The sequence below is a fragment of the Mesorhizobium sp. WSM3626 genome (assembly GCF_000513935.1).
Lineage (GTDB): Bacteria > Pseudomonadota > Alphaproteobacteria > Rhizobiales > Rhizobiaceae > Mesorhizobium > Mesorhizobium salmacidum.
On record NZ_AZUY01000048.1, the window covers coordinates 14,406 to 31,077 of the forward strand.

The 16,672-nt window shown below is 62.2% G+C and carries 15 protein-coding genes; 9 read left to right on the forward strand and 6 right to left on the reverse strand.

Annotated elements, in window-relative coordinates:
- Positions 1–9: 9 nt before the first annotated feature.
- Complete coding sequence (locus M653_RS0125530) at positions 10–1,269, reverse strand: sarcosine oxidase subunit beta (protein ID WP_027145875.1); 1,260 nt, start codon at positions 1,267–1,269, stop codon at positions 10–12.
- Between the two features lie 199 nt (positions 1,270–1,468).
- On the opposite strand from M653_RS0125530, the gene M653_RS0125535 reads away from it, so the two are divergent.
- From M653_RS0125535 to M653_RS0125565, 7 genes are all read left to right on the forward strand, one after another.
- Positions 1,469–3,958 carry a mechanosensitive ion channel family protein gene (locus tag M653_RS0125535; RefSeq protein WP_027145876.1) on the forward strand — a complete coding sequence of 830 codons (2,490 nt, stop codon included), beginning with the start codon at positions 1,469–1,471 and terminating at the stop codon, positions 3,956–3,958.
- 153 nt (positions 3,959–4,111) lie between these two features.
- A complete protein-coding gene (locus M653_RS0125540) occupies positions 4,112–4,375 on the forward strand; it encodes a hypothetical protein (RefSeq protein ID WP_027145877.1) in 264 nt (87 codons plus the stop codon).
- Between the two features lie 291 nt (positions 4,376–4,666).
- A complete protein-coding gene (locus M653_RS0125545) occupies positions 4,667–7,228 on the forward strand; it encodes an FAD-dependent oxidoreductase (RefSeq protein ID WP_027145878.1) in 2,562 nt (853 codons plus the stop codon).
- A gap of 90 nt (positions 7,229–7,318) precedes the next feature.
- Entirely contained in the window at positions 7,319–8,167 is an 849-nt protein-coding gene (locus tag M653_RS0125550; RefSeq protein WP_027145879.1) for a DUF1194 domain-containing protein, read from the forward strand.
- Positions 8,168–8,281: 114 nt separating this feature from the next.
- A complete protein-coding gene (locus M653_RS0125555; RefSeq protein WP_027145880.1) occupies positions 8,282–9,232 on the forward strand; it encodes an ABC transporter substrate-binding protein in 951 nt (316 codons plus the stop codon).
- Positions 9,233–9,300: 68 nt separating this feature from the next.
- A complete protein-coding gene (locus tag M653_RS0125560) occupies positions 9,301–10,074 on the forward strand; it encodes an ABC transporter permease (protein WP_027145881.1) in 774 nt (257 codons plus the stop codon).
- A complete protein-coding gene (locus M653_RS0125565; protein ID WP_027145882.1) occupies positions 10,071–10,856 on the forward strand; it encodes an ABC transporter ATP-binding protein in 786 nt (261 codons plus the stop codon). The genes M653_RS0125560 and M653_RS0125565 overlap by 4 nt, the downstream gene beginning before the upstream one ends.
- A 35-nt stretch (positions 10,857–10,891) precedes the next feature.
- On the opposite strand, the gene M653_RS0125570 is transcribed toward M653_RS0125565, so the two are convergent.
- From M653_RS0125570 to M653_RS0125585, 3 genes are all read right to left on the reverse strand, one after another.
- Positions 10,892–11,830, reverse strand: a complete 939-nt coding sequence (locus M653_RS0125570) for a GlxA family transcriptional regulator (RefSeq protein WP_348626252.1) — start codon at positions 11,828–11,830, stop codon at positions 10,892–10,894.
- 339 nt (positions 11,831–12,169) lie between these two features.
- Positions 12,170–12,304 carry a hypothetical protein gene (locus tag M653_RS1000000138150; protein WP_013894968.1) on the reverse strand — a complete coding sequence of 45 codons (135 nt, stop codon included), beginning with the start codon at positions 12,302–12,304 and terminating at the stop codon, positions 12,170–12,172.
- A 350-nt stretch (positions 12,305–12,654) separates the two neighbouring features.
- A complete protein-coding gene (locus tag M653_RS0125585) occupies positions 12,655–12,840 on the reverse strand; it encodes a hypothetical protein (protein WP_027145885.1) in 186 nt (61 codons plus the stop codon).
- A 218-nt stretch (positions 12,841–13,058) separates the two neighbouring features.
- On the opposite strand from M653_RS0125585, the gene M653_RS0125590 reads away from it, so the two are divergent.
- Positions 13,059–13,958 carry a LysR substrate-binding domain-containing protein gene (locus tag M653_RS0125590; protein WP_015317416.1) on the forward strand — a complete coding sequence of 300 codons (900 nt, stop codon included), beginning with the start codon at positions 13,059–13,061 and terminating at the stop codon, positions 13,956–13,958.
- Here M653_RS0125590 and M653_RS01000000133500 read toward each other — a convergent pair whose 3' ends face one another.
- Together M653_RS01000000133500 and M653_RS1000000137835 are read right to left on the reverse strand one after the other, a co-directional pair.
- The gene (locus M653_RS01000000133500) at positions 13,959–14,912 is read right to left on the reverse strand and encodes an alpha/beta hydrolase (protein WP_051442802.1); all 954 of its coding nucleotides are present in this window, start codon (positions 14,910–14,912) and stop codon (positions 13,959–13,961) included.
- A 216-nt stretch (positions 14,913–15,128) separates the two neighbouring features.
- Positions 15,129–15,644, reverse strand: coding sequence for a hypothetical protein (locus tag M653_RS1000000137835; RefSeq protein WP_245262341.1), 516 nt, complete (start codon positions 15,642–15,644; stop codon positions 15,129–15,131).
- Between M653_RS1000000137835 and M653_RS01000000133505 the strand changes: the two genes are divergently transcribed.
- Positions 15,631–16,671 (forward strand): acyltransferase, encoded by a 1,041-nt coding sequence (locus tag M653_RS01000000133505; RefSeq protein ID WP_084636865.1) that lies wholly within the window; start codon positions 15,631–15,633, stop codon positions 16,669–16,671. The two genes, M653_RS1000000137835 and M653_RS01000000133505, sit on opposite strands and share 14 nt — an antisense overlap.
- Position 16,672 lies beyond the last annotated feature (1 nt).

Below are 16,672 nucleotides of genomic sequence, written 5' to 3' on the forward strand. Positions count from 1 at the left end.
TGAATGTTCCTAATGAAGCCGCGGGTTCGCGCCCTGGCCCTTGTCGTCGATCACCAGGCCGCGATGAAATCGGTCCAGCGTGAAAGGGGCGTTGAAATCGTGCGGCTGGTCCTTGGCGATGGTCCAGGCAAAGCACCACCCGGAAGCGGGCGTCGCCTTGAAGCCGCCATAGCACCAGCCGCAATTGAGATACATGCCGGGCAGGGGCCCGATGGTGATGATCGGCGAACCGTCCATCGACATGTCGCAGACGCCGCCCCAGGAGCGCAGCATGCGCACACGCGCTAGGCCCGGGAAAAGCGCCAGCATCTCGCTCATCACTTCGTCGACGATGGGCAGGTTGCCGCGCTGGGCGTAGCTGTTGTAGCCGTCGATGTCGCCGCCATAGACAAGGCCGCCCTTGTCGGACTGCGACATGTAGAAATGGCCCATGCCGAACGTCACCACCGTGTCGATGAAGGGTTTCAGCGATTCGGTGACGAAGGCCTGCAGCACATGGCTCTCCATCGGCATTGTCTCGACGCCGGCCAGTTGCATGACGCGGCCGGTGCTGCCGGCCACCGCGACCGCTACCTTCTTGGCCCTGACATCGCCGCGCGATGTGGTAACGCCGGTGATGCGGTCGCCGTCGCGCAGGAAGCCGGTGACCTCGCAATTCTCGACGATGTCGACGCCGCGCCGGTCGGCGCCGCGTGCATAGCCCCAGGCGACCGCATCGTGCCGGGCGGTGCCGGCGCGCCGCTGCATCAGGCCGCCAACGACGGGAAAGCGTGCATCATTGGAGATATCGAGCGCCGGGATCAGGCGCTTGATCTCGGCTGGCGTCATCAGTTCCGCATCGACGCCGAGATGGCGCATGGCGTTGCCGCGTCTTGCGTAATCGTCGAACTGAGCCGGCGTGTGCGCCAGGTTCAGGCAGCCGCGCTGCGAGAACATGACGTTGTAATTGAGTTCGTGTGACAGGTTCTCCCACAGCTTCATCGAATGTTCGTAGAAGCGGGTGTTGGCCGGCAGGAGATAGTTCGAGCGAACGGCCGTCGTGTTGCGGCCGACATTGCCGGAGCCCAGCCAGCCTTTCTCCAGCACCGCGACATTGGTGATGCCGTGTTCCTTGGCTAGATAGTAGGCGGTCGCCAGGCCGTGACCGCCGCCGCCGATGATGATGACGTCGTAGGATGCCTTCGGATCCGGCTTGCGCCAGGCCGGCTTCCAGTCCTTGTTTCCCTTGAACGCGTTCGCGAGCAGCGAAAGGGCCGAGTACTCTGCCATGTGTAAGGTGTCCGTTGCGGGCGATGCGGCAGACTATAGAGCAGGGTGCTGATAGAAAGCCAATATTGCGCCATCGCCTTTCGACTGGCCGACGCTTGATGTGTGCGATCGGTCGCGGTGACTTGCCCCATGATATGGCCGTCTTTATCAAGGAGAGGCTTTTTGAATGCCTTTGCCGCCCGCGAGTCGCCGATCCATCATGTTTTTTCGATTGCTTCGCCTCATTCTGGTCCTGGCGCTTGTCGTTGCGGCGCCGCTGTCGTTCGAGGCGGCGGCGCAAGGCGTTGGCCAGGCGCCCGCCGGACTGGTCGCCGACCAGCAAAAGATCATCCAGGGCCTGACGACCAAGGCCGACAATTTCGAGAAGCAGACACAGCAGGATGGCGAGGACGACAGCAACCTCGTCGATATCCGCCTGCAGCTCGAGGAATTGTCGCGGCAATCGCTGACCAGCGCGCTGGCGTTCCGCACGCGCCTGGGCGAAATCAACAGCCGGCTCGAACAGCTCGGGCCGCCGCCTGCCGCGGGCCAACCGGCGGAGCCCGACATCGTCAGCGGCGAGCGCCAGGCGCTGACGTCCGAAAAGGCGGAGATCAACGCGGTCATCGCACAAGCTCAGACCTTGTCGATCCGCATCAGCGGGCTGATCGACAAGATCGGCAACATGCGCAGCGCGCTGTTCCGGAATCTGTTGACCAAGCGCTACGTACTCTCGGACGCCTTGAGTCCGCAGGTGTTTTCCGATGCGCGCGACGAGTTCGGCAATTTCTACAAGGCGGTGTCGTCCTGGCTGAGCTTCGCCATCAAGTTCAAGTTCCAGGCCATCCTGGCGGCAACCTTCGTGGCGCTCGGCCTTGCGCTGGTGCTGCTGGTCGGCGGGCGGCGCCTGTTCGGGCGGGTGTTCGAGGCCGAATCCAGCAATGAGGACCCGTCCTATCTCAGCCGCCTTTCGGTGGCCTTCTGGTCGACCTTGCTGCCGACGCTGGCGGTTGCCGCCTTTCTCGGTTCGACTATTTTCTTTTTCAATTATTATAATGTGTTGCGCGGCGATATTGGGCTCTTCCTCAATGCGCTGGCGGCCGTCATCGGCGTGGTGTTTTGCGTCAATCGGCTGACCAATGCTGCGCTCGAGCCGCGCCTACCGAACTGGCGGCTCATTCCCGTCGAAACCGGCCCGGCGCGCTGGCTGGTGCGGCTAGCGACAGCCATGGCCGTGGTCATTGGCGCCAACTATTTCCTGTCGATAGTCAACGACAAGATGGGCTCGCCGCTGTCGCTGACCATCGCCCGCAGCTTCGGCGCCGCCATAACCGTCGGCGTCATCCTGATGCTGATGGCGATGCTGAGGCCGTTCAGGGCGCGTGACGGAAGCTGGCGACCATGGCCGGCATGGCTGCGCTATACATCGCTCGCCCTTGGCCTGTTCACCATCGTCGCGGCGCTGCTCGGTTATATCGGCCTTGCGCTGTTCGTCTCACAACAGGTCGTTGTCACCGGCACGGCGCTGATAACAGCCTATATCGGCTTCCTGTCGGCGCAGGCGATCGGCGAGGAGGACGCTTTCGCCAACACGTCGGTCGGTCGCTGGCTGTCGGCCAATTCCAGCTACGAGGACACCGCGCTTGACCAGCTCGGCCTTGTCGTCAGCATCGCCATCAACGTGATGATCGTGCTGGTGTTCCTGCCGCTGATCCTTTTGATGTGGGGCTTCCAGCCTGGCGATATCGAGGCGTGGGCGTATAAGCTCGCAACCGGGATCAATATCGGTTCGGTGACGATTTCGGTCACCGGCATCCTGTCGGGCATTATCGTCTTCGTCATCGGCTATTTCCTGACGCGCTGGTTCCAGGGCTGGCTCGACGGCTCGGTCATGGCGCGCGGCAAGGTCGATACCGGGGTGCGCAACTCGATCCGGCTGGCGGTCGGCTATGCCGGCGTTGCTCTTGCGGCGCTGGTCGGTATTTCGGCGGCCGGCATCGATCTCTCCAGCCTGGCACTGGTCGCCGGAGCTCTCTCCCTCGGTATCGGCTTTGGCCTGCAGAATGTGGTGTCCAATTTCGTCTCCGGCCTGATCCTCTTGGCCGAGCGGCCGTTCAAGGTCGGCGACTGGATCGTGGCCGGCGACGTCAGCGGCACGGTCAAGAAGATCAGCGTGCGCGCCACCGAGATCGAGACTTTCCAGCGGCAGTCGGTGATCCTGCCCAATTCGAACCTGATCAACAATGCCGTCGGCAACTGGACGCACCGCAACAAGCTCGGCCGCATCGACATCAAGGTAGGCGTCGCCTATGGCAGCGACGTCAAGCATGTCCACGCCGTCCTGCTGGAGATCGCGCGCAGCCATCCGCTGGTGCTGAAGAACCCCGAGCCGTTCGTGCTGTTTTCCAATTTCGGACCCGCCGCGCTCGAATTCGAGATTCGTCTGTTCCTGGCCGATGTGATGAACGGCAACATCGTGCAGAACGACGTCCGCTTCACCGTGCTGGAGAAATTCGACGACCAGCACATCGAAATCCCTTCAACGCCTCGCGCGGTCGTCGAGGCCAAGAAGCACGTGGCATGGCCGACCGATGACGACAAGATCGAGGCCGATTTCGCCGAACAGCAAGAGGCCAAGGCGCAAGCCGAGGCCGAGGCGAAGCGTCAGGCCAAATCAGGCCGCAAGACACGCAAGCCCGATCCGGATTAGATTTGGAATTTCAAGGTTGCACGTCGCCAAGACCAATTGCGGCATGAATGCGGCATTCAGTTGCGGTTCAGCTTCCATCTCATATAAGCTCCATGCAAAGGCGAAAATGCCTTGTGAAATGCAACAGAGGCGGTGGGAACACCGATATTGCAAATGTGGAAGTCTCTCGTCGCCGCCGTGGCTTTGCTCGCCGTGAGCGGCTCGGCCCATGCCGCAAGCGCGGTCAACAAGGACGCCGAGACGCGCACGCTGGTCGTGACCGAGGGCGGCAGCAAGACCGAGCTTGCGCTGGCCGGCGGCGAAACCGTCGAGTTCTGCCAGAACGGTTGCTTCGTCACCTTGCCCAACGGCGACCTCGAAGCCCTGACCGGTTCGGAAACCGTCGAGATTTCCGGCGGCGTCGCCCGCATCAAGTAATCTCGGTGGCATGATTGGAAGGGCCGGGCGTTTGCTCGGCCTTTTATCGTTTCCGGTAGCTGCCTAACAATGGCGCTGAAAATCCCGCCCGCCGTTTTCAGCTTGGCTTCCAGGCCGAGGACGTGTGGGCGTTTGCCTGATGGGTAGCTGTTTTCCCTGATTTGGGAAGGGTCGCGCCGCATCTTTGGCGTGTCGCAAACAGGCGGTAGCGCCGTGCCCGTCGCCTGCATATTGTGCGCCGATCAAGCGGGCGCCGACGCCGCCCGCAACAGCATTCTGGAGTCGCGGGCAATGGCAGAGTTTCCGAAAAAGGCGAAGGTCGTCATCATTGGCCTCGGCGGCATTGTCGGCGCATCGATCGCCCATCATCTGATCGAACGCGGCTGGGACGACATTGTCGGCATCGACAAGTCGGGCATCCCGACCGATATCGGCTCGACCGCGCATGCGTCGGACTTCTGTTACACCACCAGCCATGATTTTCTGTCCTGCTGGACGACGCTCTATTCCATCGATTTCTACGAGAAGATGGGCCATTACGCGCGCGTCGGCGGCCTTGAGGTCGCCCGTGTCGGCGACGACGGCCGCATGGACGAGATCAAGCGCAAGATCGCTTCGGCCAAGGCTTTCGGCACGCGCGCCCGTTTGATCGAGCCCGCCGAGATCAAGGAAAAATTCCCGCTGATCGAACAGGACCTGGTGCAGGGCGGCCTGTGGGATCCGGACGCCGGTCTCGTCATTCCGCGCTCGCAGACCGTTGCCGGCAAGCTGGTCGACCAGGCCGAAGCGTCCGGCAAGCTCAAATCCTTCGCCAACACGCCGGCGAAGTCGCTTGTCGTCAAGGATGGCCGCATCAGCGCCGTGGTGACGGACCGCGGCACGATCGAGGCCGACTACGTCATCGTCTGCGCCGGCATCTGGGGCCGGCTGATCGCCGAGATGGTCGGCGAGGACCTGCCTGTCATGCCGATCGACCATCCGCTGACCTTCTTTGGCCCGTACACCGAGTTCGCCGGCACCGGCAAGGAGATCGGCTGGCCGCTGCTGCGCGACCAGGGCAACTCGGCCTATATGCGTGACACTGGCGATCCCAAGACCGCCGAGGGCGGCCAGATCGAATGGGGCTATTACGAAGAGACCAATCCGCGCCTCTGCCACCCGCGCGACCTGCTGGAGAAGGACCAGGCGCGGCTGTCGCCGTCGCAGCGCGATCTCGACATGGAGCAGATCCTGGCGCCGCTCGAACGCGCCATGGAACTGACGCCGATCCTGGGTGAACTCGGCTACAACGAAAGCCATTCGTTCAATGGCCTGCTGCAGGTGACGGCCGATGGCGGCCCATCGATGGGCGAAAGCCAGAAGGTGAGGGGGCTTTGGTATGCCGTCGCCATCTGGGTCAAGGACGGCCCCGGCATGGGCAAGCTGATCGCCGACTGGATGACCGACGGCCGCACCGAGATCGATCACCACGCGATCGACTATGCGCGCTTCTATCCGCACCAGACCAAGGAGCAGTTCATCTGGGATCGCTGCACCGAGACGGCGATGAAGGTCTACAATCCGGCGGTGCATCCGCGCGAACCCTTCTCCAAGGCCCGCAACGTCAGGCGCTCGCCGTTTTGGGAGCGGGAGAAGGAACTTGGCGGCTATTTCATGGAACTCGGCGGCTGGGAGCGCGCCCACGGCTACGCCGCCAACGAGCATCTGCTTGAAAAGTATGGAAACCGGGTGCCGGTGCGCGAGAACGAATGGGACAACCGCCACTTCTGGCGCGTCTCCAACGCCGAGCATCTGGCGATGAGCGAGGATTGCGGCATCGTCAACCTCTCGCATTTCTCCATGTATGATATCGAAGGACCCGACCATGTCGCGCTGCTGGAATGGCTGTGCGCGGCCAAGATCGGCGGCGACAACAACATCGGCAAGGGCATCTACACCCACTTCCTCGACGAGGAAGGCATGGTGCGCGCCGACTTCACCGTGATCCGCATGACCGACCGCTGCCGGCTGATCGACGGCGCCGACGCGGGGCCGCGCGACTTCCAATACATGCGCCGCACGGCTCAGGACAAAGGGTTCGATGTCACCATCACCGATGTGACCGAGAAGTACGTCACCATCGGCATCTGGGGGCCGAACGCGCGGGCGACGTTGCAAAAGGTGGTCGAGAACCCGGATGGGCTTTCGCCGGAGAATTTTCCTTTCGCGGCGATCAAGCCGGTCAGGATCGGCGGCAAGGACGTCACCGCGTTCCGCATTTCCTATGTCGGCGAGCAGGGCTGGGAACTGCATATGCGCTACGAGGACGGTCTGGCCGTCTGGGACGCCCTGCGCTCGACAGGCGTCATGCCGTTCGGCGTCGAGACCTACGCCAATACGCGTCGCATGGAGAAGAGCCTGCGACTGCAGAACGCCGATCTCTTGACCGAGTATAATCTGCTCGAGGCCGATCTTGCCCGACCGAAGGTCAAGGAGAACGATTTCTGCGGCAAGGCCAAGCACGTGAAGTATCGCGAACGCGCGCACCAGCCCGCCATGCTGTGCACGCTGGTGATGACCGAGAATACGGACTCCAAGGGTGTTGCCCGTTATCCCGTCAGCATCATGCCGGTGATGGACCCCGAAAGCGGGGATACACTGGTCGACGAACTCGGCCGCCGCTCCTTCACGACATCGGTCGCCTATGGCCCGACCATCGGCAAGAACATCGCGCTCGCCTATCTGCCCTGGGCCTATGCCCAGGAGGGCCGCAAGCTCAAGGTCGAGTATTTCGGCGAGACTTATCCGGTTGAAGTCGCCAGCGTTGGCTACAAGCCGCTTTACGACCCGGAGAATCTCAAGCCGCGGAGCTGATCGCCCGCGGCCGGCCTCGCTATTGGATCAGCGCGGCCACGGCCGGGCTTTTCTCTTTTTCGGTGGGCGATTCTGGCTTAACCTTGCGCAATGTCTGGTTTGCCCCGCGCGAGACATCTGCTTTCGGCCACTGCCGCACTGGCGCTGACGTTCTGGCTGGCGCCGAGATCCCACGCCGACGAGCCGGTCGATGTCGAGCTGGTGCTGGCGGTGGACGTTTCGCTGTCGATGTCGGCGGAGGAGCTGGAGATCCAGCGCCATGGCTACGCGGCGGCGCTGACGCATGACAATGTGCTGCAGGCGATCGCCGATGGCGCCTATGGCAAGATCGCCGTCACCTATGTCGAATGGGCCGGCACCGGCTGGCAACACGTCATCGTACCGTGGACGGTGATCGCAAGCCGGGCCGACGCCGAGCGGGTGGTGGCGCAATTGTCGGCCCAGCCGCCCAACAGCGCACGGCGCACCTCGATCTCCGGTGCATTGGAGTTCGGCAGCGACCTTTTCGCCGAAAGCGGCTACCAGGGAACCAAGCGCGTCATCGACATTTCGGGCGACGGGCCAAACAACCAGGGCGCGCCGGTCAATCTCGTCCGCGACGGGGTGGTCAGCCAAGGCATCGTCATCAATGGCCTGCCGCTGATGACCCGGGGCGGCTTTTCCGGCGTCTACGACGTCAACGATCTCGACCGCTACTACAGCGACTGCGTCATCGGCGGCGCCGGTGCCTTCATGATCCCGGTCAATGACTGGACACAATTTCCCGAAGCCATCCGCCGCAAGCTTGTGCTTGAGCTTGCCGGTCCGGCGTCACCCTATTGGGTGGCGGAGGAGGCGGACTATCCGCCAGTGGAGCTGGCGCAGGACAAGCCCGCCGCCGACTGCCAGGTCGGCGAGAAAATGTGGCGCAACCGCAACTGGATGCCCGACAGCAGGTAGAGCAATTCCAAACCGGGTTGCCGGCTGCTTTGTGCGCAAACACCTTCCTGTTGATTGACAAGCCCGTCGGCCTCTGTGAACAATTTCCCTCAGAAAAACAAAAGGGGAACTGACATGAACAGGATAACCGTCTTTGCCGCGACATTGACGCTTGCCGCGGGGTTGACCGCGCCGGCGCTGGCCGCCACCTCACTCACCATCGGCATCAGCGGCTGGACCGGATTCGCGCCGCTGACACTCGCCAAGCAGGCAGGGCTGTTCGAGAAACATGGCCTCGACGTGACCTTGAAGAAGGTGCCGCAGGCCAGCCGGCCGCTCGCCATCGCCAGCGGCGACCTGCAATGCGCCGCCACCACGGTCGAGACCTGGCTGGTCTGGAACGCCAGCGGGGTGACCACCAAGCAAATCTTCCAGCTCGACAAATCCTATGGCGCCGACGGCATCGTCGTGCGCAACGATATCAAGACCGTCGCCGACCTCAAGGGCAAGAATGTAGCGTCCTCCGCGCCGGGAACGTCGCCCTATTTCATGCTGGCCTGGGTGCTGAACAAGAACGGCATGTCGACCAAGGACGTGACGGTCGTCAATCTCGAGCCTGACGCAGCGGCGCAAGCCTTCCTCGCCGGCCAGAACGATGCGGCCGTCACCTACGAGCCCTTCATCTCGGCCGTGCGCGATAAGGCCGACCAGGGTCATATCCTGGCGACCACGCTCGACTATCCGATGGTTCTCGACACGGTCGGCTGCACGCCCGAATTCCTCAAGGCTAATCCCGACGCCGCCAAGGCGCTTGCCGACAGCTATTTCGACGCTCTCGACATGATCAAGAAGGATCCGCAGAAATCCTACGAGATCATGGGCGCCGACGTGAAACAGTCTGCCAAGGAATTCGAGGATTCGGCGAAGTACCTGAAATGGGCCGACAAGGCCGCGAACAAGCAGTTCTTCACCAAGGAATTCCAGGACTTTTCCAAGACCGCCGGCGACCTGCTGCTGCAGATGGGGCTGATCAAGGAGGCGCCCGACGTCGCCACGCTGGCCGACACCAGCGCCGTGGCGAATTGACGGTTCAACCCTTGGATACCGTGCGGCGGCGCAGTGCGCCGCCACTTTCCCGCTGACAAAGGATGAAGATGCGCCCCTTGCATCCTGTCTCCCCGAGCCTGCGAACAGTGCTCGGTATCGCCTTCTTCGTGCTGTTCGTGGCCTTCTGGGCCTGGATCACACTTGGCGGCCACGTCAACCGCATCTTCCTCGCCGACCCGCTGTCGATGCTGCGGGACGGCTGGCGGCTGTTGGTCGAGGACCGTTTCTGGCTCGACATACTGATCACTATCTGGCGGGTCTTCGGCGGCTTTGTGCTGGCCTCGGTCGTCGCCGTGCCGCTCGGCATCGCCATGGGCGCCTGGAAGCCGGTGGAAGCGTTTCTGGAACCCTTCGTCTCCTTCGCCCGCTACCTGCCGGCCTCGGCTTTCATTCCGCTGCTCATCCTGTGGGCCGGCATTGGCGAGTTGGAGAAGCTTCTCGTCATCTTCGTCGGCTCGGTGTTCCAGGTCATTCTGATCATTGCGGTCAAGGTCGGTTCCACACGGCGCGACCTGGTCGAGGCCGCCTATACGCTGGGCTCGACCAACAATGGCATCGTCAGGCGGGTCATCATGCCGGCCAACGCGCCCGAGATCGCCGAGACGCTGCGGCTGGTGCTCGGCTGGGCCTGGACCTATGTCATCGTTGCCGAACTGATCGGCTCGTCGTCGGGCATCGGCTATATGATCATCAACAGCCAGTCGCGGCTGGCGACCGGGCAGATCATCTTCGGCATCATCGTCATCGGCCTGATCGGGCTGTTGTCCGATTTCGCTTTCAAGGCGTTCAACCGCTGGCTCTTTCCATGGAGCCTGGCGTGAGCAAGCTTCTCATCGAGGGCGTTGCGCGCACCTTTGCCGGCGTGCGCGGCGGAGAGCCGGTCAGGGCGCTGATGCCGGTGGATCTTGTGGTCGCGGCAAATGATTTCATCACCATCCTGGGGCCGTCCGGTTGCGGAAAGTCGACGCTGTTGAGGATCGTCGCCGGCCTGGAGGCGCCAAGCGAAGGTCGCGTTCTGCTCGACGGCAAGGCGGTGACGAGACCCGGGCCGGACCGCGGCATGGTCTTCCAGTCCTACACGCTTTTCCCCTGGCTGACGGTCGCCGAAAACATCGCTTTCGGCCTGCGCGAACGCGGCATGGCCGAGGAGGAGAGGGACGGGATCGTTGCCTCCTATGTCGATCTCGTCGGGCTGAAGGGGTTCGAGAATCATTGGCCGAAGCAGCTTTCCGGCGGTATGCAGCAGCGCACGGCGATAGCGCGGGCACTGGCCAACGATCCGGAAATCCTGCTGCTGGACGAGCCGTTCGGAGCCCTCGACAACCAGACACGCGGGCTGATGCAGGAATTGCTGCTCGGCATATGGGAACGGCGCAAGAAAACGGTGCTGTTCGTCACCCACGACATCGAGGAGGCGATCTTCATGGCCTCGCGGGTTATCGTGATGACGGCGCGGCCCGGCCGCATCAAGTCGGATGTCGCCATCGACCTGCCGCATCCGCGCCACTACACGCTGAAGACCAGTCCGGAATTCTCGGCGTTGAAGGCACGGCTGACCGAGGACATCCGCGTCGAGGCGATGCGGACCGCAGAGGTGCACTAACCGCTCACGGCATGGTCTGCGTGTATGGTTTGGGGTCAGGCCGCCAGCAACTGCTTGCGGTCTACGCGCTCCTGCTGCGGCGAGCGGGCGTAGAGCTCGCGGTAGCATTTCGAGAAATGCGAGGCCGAGACGAAGCCGCAGGCGACCGCCACCTCGACTACCGGGAGCGACGACTGGATCAAGAGATGCCGGGCGCGGTCGAGGCGGATTTCGAGATAGTAGCGGGCTGGGGAGCGGCCCATCTCGGTGCGGAACAGGCGCTCGATCTGGCGGCGCGACAGGTCGACATGGTCGGCGATCTCGATCAGCGACAGCGGCTCGGACAGATTGGCCTCCATCAGTTCGATGATGGTCAGCACTTTCGAGTTCTGCACGCCGAGGCGGGCGCGCAGCGGCAGGCGCTGGCGGTCGGTCGGGCTGCGCACACGGTCGGTCAGCACCTGCTCGCACACGCGGTTGACGAGGGTCTCGTCGAAATCGTCACCGATCAGCTTCAGCATCATGTCGAGCGCGGCGGTGCCGCCGGCGCAGGTGTAGATGTTCTGGTCGATCTCGAACAGGTCGGCAAAGACATTGGCCTTCGGGAAGGCCTCGGAAAAGCCCGGCAGGTTTTCCCAATGGATGGCGCAGCGCTTGTTCGACAACAGCCCGGCGGCGGCCAGGATATGCGCACCGGTGCACAGGCCGCCGACGGCGACGCCGCGGTTATATTCCTCGCGCAGCCAGGCAAAAGCCGACTTGTTCTGATAGCGCTCGACATTGGTGCCGCTGCAGACGATGGCCATGTTCGGGCGGTCCGGCCCGGCCATCTTCTTGCGTTCCTCCTCCAGCGAGGTGTTGACCGCACACTCCACGCCGTTGGAGGCGCGCACCGGCTTGCCGTCAATGCTGGCAAGGCGCCAGCGATAGGCCTCGTAGCCGAGCATCCGATTGGCGGAGCGCAACGGGTCCAGCGCGGTCGCAAAAGCGATCATGGTGAAATCGGGAACAAGGAAGAACACAAACGACCGCTTGATCGGATGCTTGACGGCGTTCACGGGGAACCTCATCTGGCCATGACGCGAACAGGATGTCGCGAATAGCATAGCGTCATCAGGAAAAACCATTCCTGTCAATCGGCTAGGCGGCTTTGGCAAGATTAAATTTGCGACATGGGTCGCAAATGGGCAATCGCCGCGCGGTGCTGCTCAAACCAGGCCACCGTCAGGTTGTGAAAAGGCGATGGAAGCGCAACAGATAAACGCCGCCTCGGCGGAACCGAAGCGGCGGCTGTCAACTCTGAAGCCGTGGCAGGGAGCGCGGCTGTGGAGGTATCAGGCGACGAAGCCGAGACGCGCCGCAGCCATGGCCCCGGTCTGGCCAGGCATGGTGTTGGCGAGGCGCTGACGCTCGAGAGCGGTGGTCAGGTTCATTTCGCGGCGGGCGAAGAGGCGGGCAAAAAGCTTCATGATCATCTCCAATCGGTTGCTCAGACGGGTCGCCTTCGCTTGATGGAGTGGGGCAGCTCGTTTGCTGACGGGGATATAGGCTTGTGTAAGCAGAAACTGAATCGCAAAAGCGAAGCGCTTGATATGAAATGCGACACCGATCGCCACAGATTTGGGCAGGTTGCAGGTGTTGTGCCCAATATTTACGAATATTTACAGTTGGTTGGCTTCAAAAACGAGCTGCTATGCGGCTTGCTCATATGCGCCATGCAGCGGCAGCATGGCTGCTGAATTCGTTTGAATACAAATAAAATAGAGAAGGCCTGCCGGGCGGGTTGCGCGGCAGGCCTTTAGCACGGGGTACACACGATCTACTTTGCTCCAGCCCAGGATCCGACGCCATTGCGAATGCCGGTCTTGGTGTCGGAAGCTTCCGGCCAGCCGATATCCTTCTGCAACTCGATCGGCAGGGAACGGATGGCGCGTTCGGTCTGGTAGCGGGCGCGGGCGGCGTTGAATTCGGTCGCGATGCGGCCGAGGGACGACAGGATAGACATTTCGATCTCCTTTGCTGCGGCGCGGAAGGCGCCGGCAATGCATTACGCCAGGTCTGTTTCAGCTTCATTACATGTCGAATGCAGGTCTGCGTCGTGGTCGTTTCGTGCCGCTTTTGGCGGCATGCTGCTTCGATGGAGTTGACTATGCTCCTGATCTGATGTTCAATCAAACGAAATGGAATGATGCTTTGTATCAGAAAAATTGAAGGCCGATCGTCATGAACGCCCCACTCAATCACCCGCTGCCGCTGCTCGACCTCGACGTTTTGCGCACTTTCGTGGCGATTGCCGAGACCGGCAGCTTCACCACCGCGGCCAATGCCGTTTTCCGCACGCCGTCGGCCGTATCCATGCAGATCAAGAAGCTGGAGGACATTCTCGGCCGCTCGGTGTTCGCGCGCGATGCGCGTTCGGTGACGCTGACCACGGACGGCGAAATGCTGCTCGGCTATGCCCGGCGGCTTTTGTCGATCAACCGCGAGGTGGTGTCGAAGTTCATTATCCCCGATATTGTCGGCGTGGTGCGGCTCGGCTCCCCGGATGATTATGGCGAGCGCGTGCTGCCGCATGTGCTGAAGCGTTTCGCGCAGTCGCATCCCTCGATCGCCGTCGACGTCACCATCGACCAGAGCAGCAATCTGCGCCGGCGCATGGACGACCGCGCGCTCGACATCACGCTGTTGACGAACTCCTATAAGACCAGCGCGCTTGGCGCCGAGGTGCTTTTGACCGAGCCGATCGTGTGGGCCGGCGCCAAGGGCGGCTGCGCGCATCTACGCGAACCGCTGCCGGTCTCATTGTGGGAAGAAGGCTGTGCCTGGCGGGCCGGTGCGCTCGAGGCATTGGGCCGCGAGGGCCGCAACTATCGCGTCGCTTACATGAGCGCCCATACCGCAGGCCAGCGAGCCGCGATCATGGCAGACCTTGCGGTCGCGCCGCTGCCGCGATCGTTCCTCGGCAACGACATGGTCGAACTCTGCCCGAAGGACGGCATGCCCGATATCGGCACTTACAATCTTGCCATGGTGGTGGCGCCGGACGCCAGTGCGCCGGTCAAGGCCGTCGCCGACCACATCCGCGCGACTTTCGAAGTGTTTAGGGAAACCGGCAAGTTCTGATCATCCGGGATACTCGGACCGAAGGCGCTGCTCCGCCGCCTCTGTGGAGGCGGCGATCGGCGAAGGGCTCTGGCTCAGGAAAGCAACGATGTGTTGGCGCGCGCGCCGCGCTTCCGGCATGTCAATCAGCGGCCAGACGTGGAACATGCCTTCCTCGTAAACCACCTCCACCTCAACACCGGCGGTGCGGGCTTTTTGTGCAAAGATCAGATTGTCGGGCGTGAGAAGATCGCGGGAGCCCGTCAGGAGCAATGTCTTCGGCAACACCGACAGATCGCCATAGACCGGGCTGATGCGCCAGTCGGTCGGATCCATACCGGCACTATAGAGCCGGATTGCCTCCCGCCCACCGGCAATGCCCAACCATGGATCGTTCCGCTCCGCCTCGAATACTTCGGGGTTTGCGAGCGAGACGTCGAGCCCGGGTGAAATCAGCACATGACGCGAGGGTACGGGCAAACCCTCTTCCGCCGCCATCATGGTCAGCACCACGGCCATGTTGCCGCCGGCGGAATCGCCCATGAAGATGATGTCTTCCGCCTCTGTCTCCTCGAGCATCCGGCGATAGACAGCGCCGACCATGCCGAACATGGCATGGAAGTTGTGCTCGGGCGCGATGGGATAGATCGGCACGATGATGCCGTAGCCCAGCCGGTCGGCCATGTCGGCGATCAGATACCAGTGATAAGGCGTGATCTCAAAGACATAGGCGCCGCCATGCAGGTAGAGTATCTGCTTGTGCTCTCCGGCCCTGGGCGCGATTTCGTAGACCGGAAACCCGTCCACGCTGCGCGTCTGGATATCGTAACGCTGCTGCAGCAAGGCCGGCGGACGGTGATCCTCGGTCTTGCGCGCGGCCGCTATCCAGCGCTGCAGGTTTTCCGGGCTGGAAAAGGCCTGCTTGCGGCTGTGCCTAAGCACGAAGGACACGACGTGGCTTTTCAAACTTGGCATGCGGATACACGGACTTCGGCGGCAGCCGACTAAGAGAATTCCCCTTCATTCTTGAAGATCGTGCCCTGGCCAAAGATGTCAAGATCAGCGCCTTGTCCACACGCTGGTGTGATCAGTGGCGCGGCAGAAGTGCCGCGCGCAGCCGGTTGTTGGCCGTCGGGGACGTACGCGGTCCCCAGCGGAAGCCGAGCAATTTGCATTTGTCGGTGAAGGTCATCAGCGCGTCCTACCCAGAAGCAGCGAGGCGAGCGTGGCCTGCGGATCATTCGGCGGCGATGCCGGCCATCCGATGTCCTTCCGGACATGCGCCGGCAAGCTGTTCAGCGCGCGGATCGCCTTATTCCTGGCATGAGCTTGCCTGATGGTCACACCGAAGCGGCCGAGATTTTCGAACATCGACATTTTCATCTCCCTTGAAGAACGGCGGTGGCCAAGGACTTCTCGGCCGCCGTTCGATGCGGGGTAAATGCGCCTGCCATGTATCGGATGGATTTCGCGAAAATAGCGCGTTCGTTTCCAGATCGGCCTAATCTGGAAACATTGCATACAAATGAGTTTTCGAGGCGCCGAAGTCGTTTTCAGGTCCCGATAAATCGGACGTCCTCGGGCGGTGGTGCGCTGCGACTCGAATAGAAAATAGTTGACAAGTCGCCCCGCAACTGCCTGTAATTGTGCAGCGCAGCAGCAGAAGTGTGCGTTGCAGCACAACGCGGAAACCATGACTGGGGTCATCGTGCCGAGTATCCACAGTATTCAGTATCTGCGGGCGCTAGCTGCGAGTGCTGTGGTCTGCTTCCACGTCAGCGAGCAGTTCGACGGCCCCTTCTCTGTCGGTGCCGCCGGGGTCGACGTCTTCTTTGTGATCAGCGGTTTCATCATGTGGGTGACGACGGCGAGCCGGCCGGCGGATCCAGTGGGCTTCATCGGCCGCCGGATCACCCGCATCGTGCCGCTCTACTGGATCGTCACCTTCATGACTGCCGCAGCCATGCTGATCAAGCCACAGTTTTTTTACGATCAGTTGCTCAGCCCGCTGAGCCTAGGCCGCTCGCTGTTCTTCTTGCCGCTTCTGCAAGACGGCGCATTGCATCCCGTCGTCCTCCAGGGTTGGACGCTGAGCTACGAGATGATGTTCTATCTCGTTTTCGCCTTGACTCTTTTTCTGGGCGAACGATGGCGTCTGGGCGTGCTCGTCGGCAGTCTCACCATCATCGTCGCGCTGCATTTTGTCTTGCCCGACGGATATGCGCGTTCCTTCACCAGCCCAATCGTGCTCGAATTCGCTGCCGGCATCATTCTCGCACGCCTGTGGCTCCAGGACGTTCGGCTCTCGTTTGGGCTGGCCCTGACGCTGCTTGGTGGTGGGTTTCTTCTGCTCGCCGTCATCCCGCTGGTCGACGCCGATATGCCGCGCGTATTGCGCTGGGGCATCCCGGCCATGCTGATCGTGGCGGGCGCGGTCTTTGCCGAACGCGCTCGGCCGTTCAGGCCCGTGGCCTTGTTCAGCTTCCTCGGCGAAGCCTCTTATTCGATCTATCTTTGGCACGCCCTGGTGGCCGTCGCGGTGACGGGCATCACCTTGCGGCTCGGCGTGCTGCCGGCATTGCAGCCGGCGCTGATCGTCGTTCTCAGCCTGGTGTTCTCGGCGATGCTTTATCTGGTCGTTGAAAAGCCGCTCATCCGGGCGCTGCACCCCTCACGCCCCAAAGGCGTCAAGCGCGGAAAAGGGACCCCGCTTACCCAGGCTGCAGACACATGAA

What these genes read in the sequence shown, in the direction of transcription:
- M653_RS0125530 (WP_027145875.1), bottom strand. Translation starts at nt 1,269, where the DNA reads ATGGCAGAGTACTCGGCCCTTTCGCTGCTCGCGAACGCGTTCAAGGGA.
- M653_RS0125535 (WP_027145876.1), top strand. Translation starts at nt 1,469, where the DNA reads ATGTTTTTTCGATTGCTTCGCCTCATTCTGGTCCTGGCGCTTGTCGTT.
- M653_RS0125540 (WP_027145877.1), top strand. Translation starts at nt 4,112, where the DNA reads ATGTGGAAGTCTCTCGTCGCCGCCGTGGCTTTGCTCGCCGTGAGCGGC.
- M653_RS0125545 (WP_027145878.1), top strand. Translation starts at nt 4,667, where the DNA reads ATGGCAGAGTTTCCGAAAAAGGCGAAGGTCGTCATCATTGGCCTCGGC.
- M653_RS0125550 (WP_027145879.1), top strand. Translation starts at nt 7,319, where the DNA reads ATGTCTGGTTTGCCCCGCGCGAGACATCTGCTTTCGGCCACTGCCGCA.
- M653_RS0125555 (WP_027145880.1), top strand. Translation starts at nt 8,282, where the DNA reads ATGAACAGGATAACCGTCTTTGCCGCGACATTGACGCTTGCCGCGGGG.
- M653_RS0125560 (WP_027145881.1), top strand. Translation starts at nt 9,301, where the DNA reads ATGCGCCCCTTGCATCCTGTCTCCCCGAGCCTGCGAACAGTGCTCGGT.
- M653_RS0125570 (WP_348626252.1), bottom strand. Translation starts at nt 11,830, where the DNA reads ATGATCGCTTTTGCGACCGCGCTGGACCCGTTGCGCTCCGCCAATCGG.
- M653_RS1000000138150 (WP_013894968.1), bottom strand. Translation starts at nt 12,304, where the DNA reads ATGAAGCTTTTTGCCCGCCTCTTCGCCCGCCGCGAAATGAACCTGACC.
- M653_RS0125585 (WP_027145885.1), bottom strand. Translation starts at nt 12,840, where the DNA reads ATGTCTATCCTGTCGTCCCTCGGCCGCATCGCGACCGAATTCAACGCC.
- M653_RS0125590 (WP_015317416.1), top strand. Translation starts at nt 13,059, where the DNA reads ATGAACGCCCCACTCAATCACCCGCTGCCGCTGCTCGACCTCGACGTT.
- M653_RS01000000133500 (WP_051442802.1), bottom strand. Translation starts at nt 14,912, where the DNA reads ATGCCAAGTTTGAAAAGCCACGTCGTGTCCTTCGTGCTTAGGCACAGC.
- M653_RS01000000133505 (WP_084636865.1), top strand. Translation starts at nt 15,631, where the DNA reads ATGACTGGGGTCATCGTGCCGAGTATCCACAGTATTCAGTATCTGCGG.
- M653_RS1000000137835 (WP_245262341.1), bottom strand. Translation starts at nt 15,644, where the DNA reads ATGACCCCAGTCATGGTTTCCGCGTTGTGCTGCAACGCACACTTCTGC.